Below are 12,092 nucleotides of genomic sequence, written 5' to 3'. Positions count from 1 at the left end.
ATAATTTTCAAAAAATGGATAAAGCCACCTTTAGTTGGACTTTGACTTTTTGGCTTAATTTATGAGAAAATTATTTACAGAATATTCCAACTATATTTATGCAATGCTAGTGATACGATATGTATCATGAAAAGTTTCGATGCAAATTTTATGTATTGACAATTGTATATCATACTATTATGCTTATATACACAAGTGTATAACCATAAAGGTAGATAAGCAAGGGAAGGGGGCGTTCCACTTTGAGTAAATATTTTGATCCGGATAAACCTATTTATGTCCAAGTTCGCGAAAAAATTGAAGATCAGATAATCAATCGTCAGCTGCAGGAAGGAGATCAGGCCCCTTCGACAAATCAGCTCGTCAGCTTTTATAAAATCAACCATGCTACCGTATCTAAAGGTGTCAATCAATTAGTAGATGAAGGGATTTTATATAAGAAAAGAGGAATCGGAATGTTTGTCGCAGAAGGAGCGAGAGAGAAATTAATTCAGAAACGAAAGGAATCGTTTATGGAAGACTATGTTGTCAAACTCGTTCAGGAGGCAGAAAAACTAGGTATTACCGAAGAGGAAATGGTCAGTCTGATTAAACAGGTGAAAGGCAGGGATAAAGCATGAACGTATCATGCAGCGAATTATTGTTAAAATATGGGAATCACATCGCCCTCGATCATATTAATTTTGAAATCCAGGGAGAAAAAATTTACGGTTTGTTAGGAAGGAATGGTGCCGGAAAGACTTCCCTTCTATCCATTATGGCTTCTTTCCGCAAACAGACAGCCGGATCGATTACGATTAATGGGGAAGATCCCTTTGAAAACTCCAACATTATGGAGCAAATTGTGTTCATGTACAGTAAAAACTACTCGGAGGAATCTGAAACTATACAAAACATGTTAAAAAGTGCTCAGCGTTATCGGCCAAACTTTGATAAGGACTATGCTGAATATTTAATTGGCCGATTCCAATTGGATGTAAAAAAACCAATTAAGAAATTATCAAAAGGAATGCAATCGGCTTTTAACGTCACGATTGGCCTGGCAAGCAGAGCACCGATTACGATACTGGATGAAGTTTATCTTGGCATGGACGCACCTTCAAGGGATATTTTTTATAAAGAGTTGTTGCAGGAACAGGAAAGACATCCGCGAATGTTCATTCTATCTACTCATCTCGTTTCCGAAATGGAGTATCTGTTTGATGAAGTGATATTGATAAATAAAGGAAAACTGCTGCTCCATGAAGATTTTGATACCCTTGTTTCAAAAGGAGCAACCATTACCGGGGATAAAGAGATTGTGGATGACTTTGTACGTTCCAAAAAGTGTATTAACGAACAGCAGCTCGGTGGAACGAAATCCGTAATGATTTTTGGAGAACTAACGGAAGTGGAAAGAAATGATGCAATAGATCGTGGACTAGAAGTAACACCAGTGCCTCTGCAAGATTTATTTATTCATTTAACGAAGGAGGAAGATGCAAATGGCACGAAAAGCCGTTTATTCTAAAGTTGCCGCTGATATGTTTATCGTCCAAATGTCATGGACTTTCTGGTTTTTAGGCATTTTATTAGCTGTTCAAATTATAAAAATGGTCATAGGCGGTTTTCAGGAAAATGGGACAGACCCATATTTCAATTCCGTATTTATTGCAGCAAATGTTTATATGCTCATTATCGGCATCATCTCCATCTACTTCCTCCCGTACTATGTAGAAAATGGCGTTACAAGGAAAGATTATTTTAAAGGGACATTTCTCGCTTTATGTGGATTATCTGTTGCAATACCGGTTATTGCCATTTGTATTTCAACGCTGGAAAATTTAATTTTAGGAAATATCGTTCAGTTTAGGGACATGGATATTGTTAATTCCGTTGCGGCTAAAATCGATATCAACAGCAATATCATTGGCGAAGTGATAAGCGGTGTTGTCCAATCCGTCATATTGCCCCCATATATAAGTCCGGAAAGCAGTTGGATATTGGCAATTGCGGTATTCAGCTTAAATATCTTTATGTATTATTTGCTTGGATGGATGATCAGTGCCAGTTTTTATCGGTATAACGTCATAACCGGTTTATTATTTATTGGATTTTCCATCATTATTTTACTTGTTCGGGATGGATTATTGCGAACTTCTCTAAATCTGCCCGTGCCTTCGAGATATTATATATTTGAGTCACTTCCAGCTAGCATTCTTTTGCTGGGAGTAGCGATTTTGATTGTTATTGCAGCTGTTGTCATTCGGCAGTTCACAAAAGATGTTGCCATTAAAATGTAGCAGCTCTATCCTCAACAGCGCCCAAAAGGACATTCTTTTGGGCGCTTTCATTATCTCCTTAGTCGGAAAAAGGAAAAACAAGTACTACTTCCCTTTCCCCTTGTATAACCGGTCTGCCCGAAAGACGCTCAATCCGGTAATTACTAAGCCTAAAACCGTAAACACAACCCATGTTTCACTATCTTTCAATGCCAGGAAAATGGCAATTACCCCTAGCAGAAGTGCAATTCCAAAACCTGTCATCACTTTAATATCTTTCAAAACGACTGAATTCATATTTACAACTCCTTTATTCAAAGAACTTCATATGCTGCTTCTCTTCCCGGTAATATTTCAGTCTGTCCTGCAATGTTCCGGTATGAAACTCAAACTTATGACCATCCGGGTCTGTAAAATAAATCGACTTCTTATCCCTTATATCTCTCGACCGGCCAGGGAGTATATTTACATTAAGCTTCTTCAGTTTTTCACATATTTCGTCAAAATCCTTTTCATCTACAGAAAAGGCAATATGGGTATAAGATAAATGAATTTCGTTCCGGGGTATATCTTTTTCTACATTGAGAGCAAGCCATATCCCGTTTAAATCAAAATAGGCTGTATTTCTCCCCTTTACTAATAATTTCGCATTAAAAACTTTTTCGTAAAAATCTATGGAGCGATCCAAGTCGGAAACTGAGAACAGCAAATGGTTCAACCCTTTAATCGACATATGATTCCCCTCCATATCTTTTCTTACTATTTTACATGATGATACATATATTCCAAAAATAAAAATCCCACCGCTAGAAATCATAAAATCGTTTCACTGAACATATAAAAAATCCCCCGGCGATAATCGGGGGATGATGAAACAGATGATCATTAACCGATAATATAATTGTTTATCAGATGGTACGTCTTTAACAGCAGTTCATTCATATTTCTATCTTTCATAAATTTTAGCTCGATATTCAGTCCGCCGGAAAGGAACAGTTTAATTTCTGAATCCAAATCGAGCCTTCCAGCTGTTTCGATGGAATAGGTTACAATATTTTTGTATGGGATAGAGAAGTATTCGACCTTTTTCCCTGTAATTCCTTGTTTATCAGCAATTAATATTCGCTTGTCTGTAAATACGGCGATATCCCGTATCGTCTTGACGCAAAACTCCACATTTTCATTTGCCGCCAAAAACGGTTTAACGTTATCTGACAGAGGAACTTCGTTATAAAAATGAAATATTTTCCCTGAACCTAATTCAGCCATCATGATCCTCCTACATATCGGGGAAAACCCGGAAATTATTTATCTACCAATTCATTGGTTAATCGGATAAATTCCTCTACATCCTTTGCAGCCAGCCGAATTCCTGCTTCCCAGAAATCCTGTTTCGTCAAATCGGCACCTAAATGTTTTTCTGCCAATTCTTCCACTTTCATGGAGCCGGTATCCTTCAGCAGTTCAATATACTTTTCTTCAAATCCATCTGGATTTTCCAAGTATTTTGCATAAATTCCTAAGCTGAATAAATATCCGAACGTGTACGGAAAATTATAAAACGGAACATCATCGATAAAGAAATGGAGCTTGCTGCACCAGAAATGCGGATGATACGACGACAAACTGTTACAATAGGCTTCTTTTTGCGCCTCTACCATCAGCTCATTCAAATGCTTTTCGGAAACAATTCCTTTTTCCCGCTCTTTATAAAAGGCATCTTCAAAGAGGAAGCGGGCATGGATGTTCAAAAACATAGCGGTGGCATTTTCCAGTTTCGCATTTAACAAAGCAATCTTTTCTTCCTTTGTCGCAGCACGCTTAATTGTCGCATTTCCGACAATCGTTTCGGCAAAGGTACTTGCGGTTTCTGCCACATTCATTGCATATTGCTGATTTAAGTACGGCAAATCTCTCATTACGTGGCTATGAAAAGCATGGCCCAATTCGTGTGCCAACGTATTGACATCGGTGGATGACCCGGTAAAGGTCATGAAAATCCGGGATTCCTCCCATTCAGGCAAACTCGTACAATATCCCCCAGGACGTTTATTCGGACGGTCTTCCGCTTCCACCCAGCGGTTTTTCAGTGCATGTTCTGCAAATCCAGCCAGTTTGGCACCGAAGGATGAAAAGTGTTCAATGATAAAATCGCATGCATCATCATACGTATACCGGGTAGGCTTTGCATCTCCCACTGTTACCGGCGCGTCCACATCCTGCCAGCCTAATTTCTCCATTCCTAGCAGTTGAGCTTTCCGGTTCAAAAATTGAATAAAGGGCTCTTTATTTGCTGCAACTGCTCCCCACATCGCATCCAGTGTTGCTTTGGACATTCGGTTGTATTCCAAAGGTTCTTCGAGATGATTTCCCCGGCCATGTGCCTTTTGCAACGTAATCCGATAGCCGTCCAAATGGTTCAGCGTATCGGCAAAAATCGGCGCGTATTTCGTCCATTCTTTTTCCCAGTTTTCAAACAGCTGTTTTCTGACCAACGGGGCCGGATCGGCATACATCCGATTCATCGCCTGTCCCACCGACAATTCGGTTGTCTCTCCCTTTTCATCGGTAAAGGGAATGGTCATGATGGAAACGACCGTATCGTATAGCCGGCTCCACGCCGTTAATCCGTCTTTGTTCAAATCTGCAATCAGTTTCTCTTCTTCATCGGATAACAGCCGCTTCCCTTTATTTCGGATTTCACCTAGCCTAAATGCAACTTTCTCCAATTGTTGGTCCTGCAGCAATACATCCCAGTCTGCATCCGGAATCTTGACGAGCTTTTTCATCAGCGTATTGGATAATTTCTGCATCTCACTCGCAAGATTTAAAATTTGCCCCATGACCACATTGGCATGCTCATCATCCATAAAGGAGTCATGGCACATTTGCACAAATGCTGACGTTTGTCCGAGCCCTTTTCCTATTTTTTCCTGTTCTTTCAAAATCGATAAGAGTGTTTCTGCCGACGGATCTTTTTGAAATTGCCAGCGATTTAACGATGTTTCAAACTGCCGGATTTCCTCTTCAATCGTCTGGATTTTGTTCTGTAATTCAGCCGATTTCGTTCCTCCCGGAAAAATACTGTCTAAATCCCAAGTGTCCTTATATTTCATTCTTCTTCCCCCTTATTCGGCTTTTGCTAATTCATAAATTGCCTGAGCGTAAATGGCTGCAGCTTTCAATAAGTCATCCACAATAGCATATTCATCTTTCTGATGCATCACGTCCTCCCGTCCCGGAAACAGTGCTCCAAAGGCGACCCCACGTTCCAATGACCGGGCATACGTGCCCCCTCCGATGGAAAGAAGCTCTGCCTTCTCACCCGTCTGTTCTTCGTACACTTTTTGCAGCGCCTGAATGAGCGGGTCATCCTTTTTCACATATACAGGCTTGGAATCCGTAAAGTTTTCCATTGTTAACCCTTGCTCCTGCAATTCCTTTTCAATCTTTGCCTTTCCTTTGCTAATATCAAAGGTGACCGGATAACGTATATTTAATCCGATTCTGCCACCAATTTCCTTCGTATAGCTCATTATTCCGACATTGATCGTAAGTTCTCCCGACTCCTCATCCCGATAGGCAATGTCAAAAACTTCACCCCGGTATCGGTTAAAGAAAGCAGCTACAATATCGGCAAATTTCTTCCCTGCCTGGTCTAAGTTCAATGTTTGCAAAAATTTCGCCATATAAATGCCGGCATTTTCCCCCTTATACGGCTCGGCACCGTGGGCGCTTTTTCCAATTAATGTCAGCTCCACTCTAGTCCTGTCTTGAGCAAAGGTCCCTTCTAAATTCCATTCTTTAAGGAAGGCAAAATATTCCCTTTTCAGCTTTTCTCCTTCACTGTCGGAATTCAATTGGACTTCTGCCAAATCAGGAACCATGTTGTATCGGCGACCGGATTGGAAGGATATTAATTGAAATTCTCCATTCGACGTGCCATCTCCTGCTGGCTGTACAATATCAAGGTCAGAAATTCCCTTTTCCGCAAATATAATTGGAAAATCCGCATCTGGAACAAACCCGATGTCCGGCATTTCTTCCTCTTTAAAATAATGATCTACACAGCGCCAATTGCTCTCCTCATCAGTGCCGATAATTAAACGCACTCTTTTTCCTAACGGCAACCCTAATTCTTTTACAACCTTCATTCCATAATAGGCTGCTATCGTCGGTCCCTTATTATCGCTGGCACCGCGGGCAAAAATCTTTCCATCCTTGATGATGCCGCCGTATGGATCTATAGTCCAGCCGTCTCCTTCCGGCACCACATCGACATGGCCCAAAATGCCGAGAAGTTCTTCTCCCTCCCCCATTTCGAGATGCCCGGCGAGGTTTCCTACATTTTTCGAAATAAACCCGTCTTTTTCTCCTAAGGCAAGCATATAGTCCAGCGCTTCTTTGATTCCTTTTCCTAAAGGAGCATCAGCGGCTGCTTCCTCTTCATTCAGCACACTTTTTATTTGCAAAAGCCCTTGCAAATCTTTAATAAAGTCTTCTTTTCTTTTCCATACTTCTTCCTGCCAATTAATGGTACTCATAGTATCACTCCTCATCAAAAATAACCCGAATTCAGCTTACATGTTAATCTTACCAGAAAAGGAATATTTATCTTACCTTAGCGGCTCCCTTTTTGTAGCAAACATTATTCTCCCTTAATAGGCTATAGTGTAATGAATTTTTATAAAGGGGTTAAGATACGTGGAAAAATGGATTCGAAGCCTAAAAACGAATACGCCGCAAGAGGGATTTGAACTGGCTATTTTGCTTGCACAAAAGGGGATTGAGTATACTCAGCCGTCGGTGGCCATCCGCAAGAAACTCAGACCAAAATACTCGAAAAATCCGGACAGTCTTATCGCTGCGTCTGAAGTCATTGCCATCCATTTTCAAACTGTTGCTGCAGCAAATAATTATTGGAAAACGAAATAAACTTTATGGAACAGAAGTCATTCTCCTTCGCATTCAAAGAATGACTTCTTTTTATGTGGGAACTCCACTTCTGCATGGTTAAGATTGCTTAAATTTTCAAAAAATCAATTGAATAAAATTTTTGTTTATGTTATTTTAGTTTTTCACAATAGCGTTTTATGATTTGGAGGTCTCCAAAAGTGAAAAGCAAACTAAGTGTGTGGACAGAAATACTTTTCATATCCACAAGACTGGGACTAACGTCTTTTGGTGGGCCGGTTGCCCATTTAGCATATTTTCATGAGGAATATGTCCAGCGAAAAAAATGGATTGACGAAAAAAGTTATGCCGATCTAGTTGCCCTCTGTCAGTTTTTGCCGGGCCCTGCCAGCAGTCAGGTCGGAATCGGAATTGGCATTCAGCGCGGCGGAATCATAGGGGGCATCCTTTCCTTTCTCGGTTTTACAATGCCGTCGGTTATTTTTCTTATCATCTTTGCCTCAGTTTTAGATCATTTTGGCTTGGAAGATGCCGGGTGGATCAGCGGCTTAAAAATCGTTGCCGTTGCGGTCGTTGCCCAAGCTGTACTTGGGATGTCGCAAAAATTAGCACCGGATCTTGAGCGAAAAACGATTGCTCTATTTGCCCTTGTCGCTACTTTATTATGGCAATCCGCTTATACACAAATTGGAGCTATTTTGTTAGCTGGAGTGGCCGGGTTTCTCCTTTACCGAAACCAACCCATTCTGGGAAAACAATCAGCCCATCCATTTCCGGTTTCTAAAAGAGTTGGGGTTAGCTGCTTAGCCTTATTTTTCGGACTTTTGCTATTCCTTCCTGTCTTAAATAACGTAACTTCCAGCAAATGGATTGCTTTAATGGACAGTTTTTACCGCTCCGGCTCCCTCGTATTTGGCGGCGGGCATGTTGTATTGCCTTTGCTGGAACAGGAAATTGTCCCTGCCGGCTGGATGAGCGAAGAACAATTTCTTGCTGGATATGGTGCAGCCCAGGCAGTTCCTGGACCTTTGTTTACTTTTGCTGCCTATTTAGGTGCAATTATTAACGGCTGGCAAGGGGGATTATTTGCCACTTTTGCCATCTTTTTGCCGGCTTTTCTCCTTGTTTTGGGAACATTGCCTTTTTGGAATGCGCTAAGAAATCATCCTAAAATGACCGCTTGCCTCATGGGAATCAATGCTTCGGTCGTCGGAATCCTGCTTTCTGCACTTTATCATCCGATTTTCACAAGTTCGATTCACACGGCCGCAGAATTTGCAATGGCAGCCATTTTATTTAGTATGCTGTACTTTTGGAAATTCCCGCCTTGGGTTATCGTTGTAACGGGAGCTTTAGGCGGTGTCCTTTTCTTGTAAGTATCAAAGATTCGAAAATCAAAAAGAAAAAGGAAATGACAGTAAAATTGTCATTTCCTTTTTTCATTTGAGCTTATAGATTCTTCTTCCTCGCTGCGATATTCTAAAATATCACCGGGCTGACAGTCGAGCGCCTTGCAAATAGCGTCTAATGTAGAAAAACGAATCGCTTTCGCTTTGCCGTTTTTCAAGATGGAAAGGTTCGCCATCGTAATGCCCACCTTATCCGAAAGCTCGGTAACACTCATTTTCCTCTTTGCCAACATTACGTCAAGATTAACGATAATCGCCATATTTTCACCCCTAGATCGTTAAATCATTTTCCGTTTTTATATCGATTGCTTGTCTTAATAGCCTGACGAGAACAGCTGCAAACACCGCAATAACCCCAGCCGCAAAAACAAGCAATAGGCCAATGATTATCAATCCCGGGGCATCATCGTACTCGGCAAAAATAAAAAATAACGGTAAAGCCAATATATATAATGCACTAATTATGATGGCACTTCTTTTAATAATCCGTAAAGCGGTAACAGACTGCTCGGAGAAGGCGTTGTTTGCATCAATATAACTTAACAGCTTCCAAGCCTGAAAAAGGGCAATGTAATACGGTACCGCCGTAATATATATAATGACTACCAGACCAAGAATGGCATAATCCACCCCAGCAAGTCCTTCCGCTATATTTTTGACGATGACAGGCACCATCGCTATACAAAATATAAGAACAGGAGCAGCAAGAATAAACAATGCTATCTTTAATAGCAGCGTTGACCTTCTTTCCATATGAACACCTCTTTTATTTATTTGCTTTTAAAGATATCACATCATTTATCGTTTATCAATAAATTTTTATCCAAAAACATAAAAAAGCATTTCTCTATCGAAATGCTTTTAAGGGTGCTCCTCTGTTGCTGCGCTCTTCCACTCACAAATGATGGAAAGCTGTTCATCTTTTAACTTGGCTGTTACCTTCCCGCCCATTTTTTCCATCAAACTTTTGACTATGGACAATCCTAATCCGGTGCTCTTGCCGGTTCGGGATTGGTCAGCCATGTAAAACCGGTCAAACATCCGCCGGACAGCTTCATCTGTCAAGGAAGAAGCATCGTTTTTAACTATTAACCTGGCCGTTCCATTCAGTTCCTGCAAGGAGATTTGAATTTTCCCTTCCGAATGTTTAATCGCATTGGCAAACAAATTTTCCATTACTCTTGCAGCGGCTGAAGTATCGCCGCGAATAAAAACATCCTCGTCTGTGATGGACAAGACAGGCTCCAGTCCTTTCTCCTGAAAACGATCATAGAAACTTATTAACACCTCTATCGTGACATTGCGTAAATTGATTCCCTCTGATTTCAATAAATAATCATTTGATTCGATAACACTCAGTTCAAAGAATTCATTTAACAAGGACTCCAGCCTTTTTGCCCGGTTTTTGGCAATTGCCAATAGTTCCCCTCTCTCTTCAGGTGGTATGTTTTCCTTCTCCGCCATTTGGATATAGCCGGTAATCGACGTAAGCGGAGTACGCAAATCGTGGGACATATTGGCAATCATTTGCTTTAATTCCTTTTCGAAACGGGTTCTTTTCCGGTTTTCATCTACATATAAATCCATCAATTTGTTTACTTCTGTTCCCAGCTGTTCCAAATTTTTATCAAACAGGGACAGGTCAATTTTTTTGTCCGCCTGTCTGTTGTTATATTTTTGCAGCTGAGCGACCATGTTTTTCATCTCTTTTTTTAATGCTAATAATCTGGCGATTAAAAAAATCGCTATTAACACTAGCGTAACAATCAATGCGATTACCAAGACTTTCACCCGCAAATCCAATTATTTTATTTCTTTCCGGCGGAATATTAAAGTCCCAACGAAAAGAAGAACGATCAAGGATATGATCCCTATCAACATCGATGTTATAACTTCTGCGCTTGTCAAAGAGTAGTTAAAAGACAAATCAAAGTGATAAAACATCGTCTTTTCATATATAGTCCGAATCGGCATGACGGTGACAAGCTGTTCCAGCACGAACATGGCGATGGACAGAAAAAGGGTATACAGAATGGTTCTTCCGCTATCTTCCGTTATGACAGAAATGATCATGACGATTGCAGTAAAGCTTAAAAAGTGAAGAAAGAATAAAGCGTATGATCTTCCTAAATAGAGAAGACTTTGGTCGGTAAAAATCCCCCCGTCCCCAGCGAGCAGAACAATCATCGCCCCAATCGCGAATGGAATGACAATAGTTACGACAATAGCTGCCAGGGTAAATACGATATATTTTGCGAGAAAAATATAAGTCCTATTATTTCCGCTGATGATTTGATTTTTAATCACACTGGTTTGGGAGTATTCGTTCGAAATAAAATAGCCAGCCAGCGTACTGACGATTAAATTGAAAAATAACGGAACGATATATACAGACAAAGCATTCAGTTCACTCATACCCGCTTCGTCAAACACCGTACCCGACATATACCACCAATCGGTAATAATTAGCAAGTGCATCAAGGTGCTTAATCCTGCTATGGCCGCAAAAATTGCCCAAAATGCTTTATTCCGTCTTAGCTTAAACATTTCAGCCCGGATTAGATTATTCATTCTCTGCACCTCCCACAAGTTTTGTAAAATAATTCTCTAAGCTGTCTCCATTTTGTGAAAGGTGTTCCATAATAAGACCGTTATCTGTTAAAGTGCGGGAAATTGTACGAATATGGGTTTCACTGTACAATTTTATCGTACCATCAGGCATTACTTCAAAATCGGTAAGTCCTAAATCCCGTTCTATTACCGTTGCACCTTTTGTTGAATCATCTACCTTAATCCGAATATGCTTCCGGCATTTTTGATCGAGTTCCTTTGCTGTAAGTTCTTCGAGCAGCCTTCCCTTATGAATAATTCCAAATTTCGTTGCCAGCTGATGCAGTTCACTTAAGATATGGCTGGAGATTAATACGGTCAGCCCTTTTTCCCGGTTTAATTTTTGGATCAACTCCCGAATTTCTATCATTCCCATCGGGTCCAAACCATTTGTCGGTTCATCAAGAATTAAAAATTCCGGGTCACTCAACATTGCAATGCCAATGCCAAGTCTTTGCTTCATTCCTAAAGAGAAATGTTTCACCTTTTTCTCCCCCGTATTTCGCAGTCCGACAAGCTCCAGAGTCTTTCCAATGCAATCCTTGCCAGGAATACCTTTTTGCAGACGATGGACTTCTAAATTTTCTGCAGCGGTCATATTCGGGAAATAGGCGGGACCTTCAATCATTGCCCCCATCCTTTTTTGGGCTTCGTTTAATCCCGGATTAGCATCTCCAAATAACGCTATTTTTCCGCTTGACGGGAAGGCAAGCCCTGTGATTAAGCGGAGGATGGTGGATTTTCCGGCGCCATTGCGGCCGATTAATCCGTAAATATCGCCTTTTTTAATCGTTATATTTACATCTCTCACCGCATAGTCATGTTTATATTTTTTAGAAAGCTGTATTGTCTTTAAAATATTGCTCGTCATATTTATCGCCTCCTGAATTTAATTATG

Annotated in this window: 15 protein-coding genes; 5 read left to right on the top strand and 10 right to left on the bottom strand. The window is 40.6% G+C overall.

Annotated elements, in window-relative coordinates:
- Nucleotides 1-242: 242 nt before the first annotated feature.
- The 3 genes from IEV18_RS11185 to IEV18_RS11175 are packed head-to-tail and all read left to right on the top strand — an operon-like array spanning nt 243 to nt 2,282.
- A complete protein-coding gene (locus IEV18_RS11185; RefSeq protein ID WP_188392466.1) occupies nt 243-620 on the top strand; it encodes a GntR family transcriptional regulator in 378 nt (125 codons plus the stop codon).
- Nucleotides 617-1,510, top strand: coding sequence for an ATP-binding cassette domain-containing protein (locus IEV18_RS11180; RefSeq protein WP_188392465.1), 894 nt, complete (start codon nt 617-619; stop codon nt 1,508-1,510). The genes IEV18_RS11185 and IEV18_RS11180 overlap by 4 nt, the downstream gene beginning before the upstream one ends.
- Nucleotides 1,485-2,282: a hypothetical protein gene (locus IEV18_RS11175; protein WP_188392464.1), complete on the top strand. Its 798-nt coding sequence runs from the start codon at nt 1,485-1,487 to the stop codon at nt 2,280-2,282. The genes IEV18_RS11180 and IEV18_RS11175 overlap by 26 nt, the downstream gene beginning before the upstream one ends.
- A gap of 84 nt (nt 2,283-2,366) precedes the next feature.
- On the opposite strand, the gene IEV18_RS11170 is transcribed toward IEV18_RS11175, so the two are convergent.
- The 5 genes from IEV18_RS11170 to pepV all read right to left on the bottom strand — a co-directional run bounded on the left by IEV18_RS11170 (nt 2,367) and on the right by pepV (nt 6,805).
- Nucleotides 2,367-2,558, bottom strand: a complete 192-nt coding sequence (locus IEV18_RS11170; RefSeq protein ID WP_188392463.1) for a hypothetical protein — start codon at nt 2,556-2,558, stop codon at nt 2,367-2,369.
- A 13-nt stretch (nt 2,559-2,571) separates the two neighbouring features.
- The gene (gene fosM / locus IEV18_RS11165) at nt 2,572-2,994 is read right to left on the bottom strand and encodes a FosM family fosfomycin resistance protein (protein WP_188392462.1); all 423 of its coding nucleotides are present in this window, start codon (nt 2,992-2,994) and stop codon (nt 2,572-2,574) included.
- 152 nt (nt 2,995-3,146) lie between these two features.
- Nucleotides 3,147-3,530: a PH domain-containing protein gene (locus IEV18_RS11160; RefSeq protein ID WP_188392461.1), complete on the bottom strand. Its 384-nt coding sequence runs from the start codon at nt 3,528-3,530 to the stop codon at nt 3,147-3,149.
- 35 nt (nt 3,531-3,565) lie between these two features.
- Nucleotides 3,566-5,377, bottom strand: a complete 1,812-nt coding sequence (locus IEV18_RS11155) for a M3 family oligoendopeptidase (RefSeq protein ID WP_188392460.1) — start codon at nt 5,375-5,377, stop codon at nt 3,566-3,568.
- A gap of 12 nt (nt 5,378-5,389) precedes the next feature.
- A complete protein-coding gene (gene pepV, locus IEV18_RS11150) occupies nt 5,390-6,805 on the bottom strand; it encodes a dipeptidase PepV (RefSeq protein ID WP_188392459.1) in 1,416 nt (471 codons plus the stop codon).
- Nucleotides 6,806-6,965: 160 nt separating this feature from the next.
- Here pepV and IEV18_RS11145 point away from each other — a divergent pair, with 160 nt between their 5' ends.
- Together IEV18_RS11145 and chrA are read left to right on the top strand one after the other, a co-directional pair.
- The gene (locus IEV18_RS11145; RefSeq protein ID WP_188392458.1) at nt 6,966-7,196 is read left to right on the top strand and encodes a hexameric tyrosine-coordinated heme protein; all 231 of its coding nucleotides are present in this window, start codon (nt 6,966-6,968) and stop codon (nt 7,194-7,196) included.
- A gap of 158 nt (nt 7,197-7,354) precedes the next feature.
- Nucleotides 7,355-8,551, top strand: a complete 1,197-nt coding sequence (chrA, locus tag IEV18_RS11140; protein ID WP_188392457.1) for a chromate efflux transporter — start codon at nt 7,355-7,357, stop codon at nt 8,549-8,551.
- A gap of 50 nt (nt 8,552-8,601) precedes the next feature.
- Here chrA and IEV18_RS11135 read toward each other — a convergent pair whose 3' ends face one another.
- From IEV18_RS11135 to IEV18_RS11115, 5 genes are all read right to left on the bottom strand, one after another.
- Nucleotides 8,602-8,844, bottom strand: coding sequence for a helix-turn-helix domain-containing protein (locus IEV18_RS11135; protein WP_188392456.1), 243 nt, complete (start codon nt 8,842-8,844; stop codon nt 8,602-8,604).
- A 10-nt stretch (nt 8,845-8,854) separates the two neighbouring features.
- On the bottom strand, nt 8,855-9,337 hold the full coding sequence (locus tag IEV18_RS11130; RefSeq protein ID WP_188392455.1) for a DUF2975 domain-containing protein: 483 nt from the start codon (nt 9,335-9,337) through the stop codon (nt 8,855-8,857).
- 108 nt (nt 9,338-9,445) lie between these two features.
- A complete protein-coding gene (locus IEV18_RS11125) occupies nt 9,446-10,366 on the bottom strand; it encodes a sensor histidine kinase (RefSeq protein WP_229733633.1) in 921 nt (306 codons plus the stop codon).
- A gap of 21 nt (nt 10,367-10,387) precedes the next feature.
- The gene (locus IEV18_RS11120) at nt 10,388-11,155 is read right to left on the bottom strand and encodes a DUF2705 family protein (RefSeq protein ID WP_188392454.1); all 768 of its coding nucleotides are present in this window, start codon (nt 11,153-11,155) and stop codon (nt 10,388-10,390) included.
- On the bottom strand, nt 11,148-12,065 hold the full coding sequence (locus IEV18_RS11115) for an ATP-binding cassette domain-containing protein (protein WP_188392453.1): 918 nt from the start codon (nt 12,063-12,065) through the stop codon (nt 11,148-11,150). The genes IEV18_RS11120 and IEV18_RS11115 overlap by 8 nt, the downstream gene beginning before the upstream one ends.
- Between the last annotated feature and the right edge of the window lie 27 nt (nt 12,066-12,092).

Source organism: Compostibacillus humi (genome assembly GCF_014637175.1).
Taxonomy (GTDB): Bacteria; Bacillota; Bacilli; order Bacillales; family Amphibacillaceae; genus Oceanobacillus; species Oceanobacillus humi.
The sequence above is the reverse complement of the archived record's forward strand: the minus strand, read 5'-3'. Positions and strand labels throughout refer to the sequence as shown.

What these genes read in the sequence shown, in the direction of transcription:
- IEV18_RS11180 (WP_188392465.1), top strand. Translation starts at nt 617, where the DNA reads ATGAACGTATCATGCAGCGAATTATTGTTAAAATATGGGAATCACATC.
- IEV18_RS11175 (WP_188392464.1), top strand. Translation starts at nt 1,485, where the DNA reads ATGGCACGAAAAGCCGTTTATTCTAAAGTTGCCGCTGATATGTTTATC.
- IEV18_RS11170 (WP_188392463.1), bottom strand. Translation starts at nt 2,558, where the DNA reads ATGAATTCAGTCGTTTTGAAAGATATTAAAGTGATGACAGGTTTTGGA.
- fosM (WP_188392462.1), bottom strand. Translation starts at nt 2,994, where the DNA reads ATGTCGATTAAAGGGTTGAACCATTTGCTGTTCTCAGTTTCCGACTTG.
- IEV18_RS11160 (WP_188392461.1), bottom strand. Translation starts at nt 3,530, where the DNA reads ATGGCTGAATTAGGTTCAGGGAAAATATTTCATTTTTATAACGAAGTT.
- IEV18_RS11155 (WP_188392460.1), bottom strand. Translation starts at nt 5,377, where the DNA reads ATGAAATATAAGGACACTTGGGATTTAGACAGTATTTTTCCGGGAGGA.
- pepV (WP_188392459.1), bottom strand. Translation starts at nt 6,805, where the DNA reads ATGAGTACCATTAATTGGCAGGAAGAAGTATGGAAAAGAAAAGAAGAC.
- chrA (WP_188392457.1), top strand. Translation starts at nt 7,355, where the DNA reads ATGATTTGGAGGTCTCCAAAAGTGAAAAGCAAACTAAGTGTGTGGACA.
- IEV18_RS11135 (WP_188392456.1), bottom strand. Translation starts at nt 8,844, where the DNA reads ATGGCGATTATCGTTAATCTTGACGTAATGTTGGCAAAGAGGAAAATG.
- IEV18_RS11130 (WP_188392455.1), bottom strand. Translation starts at nt 9,337, where the DNA reads ATGGAAAGAAGGTCAACGCTGCTATTAAAGATAGCATTGTTTATTCTT.
- IEV18_RS11120 (WP_188392454.1), bottom strand. Translation starts at nt 11,155, where the DNA reads ATGAATAATCTAATCCGGGCTGAAATGTTTAAGCTAAGACGGAATAAA.
- IEV18_RS11115 (WP_188392453.1), bottom strand. Translation starts at nt 12,065, where the DNA reads ATGACGAGCAATATTTTAAAGACAATACAGCTTTCTAAAAAATATAAA.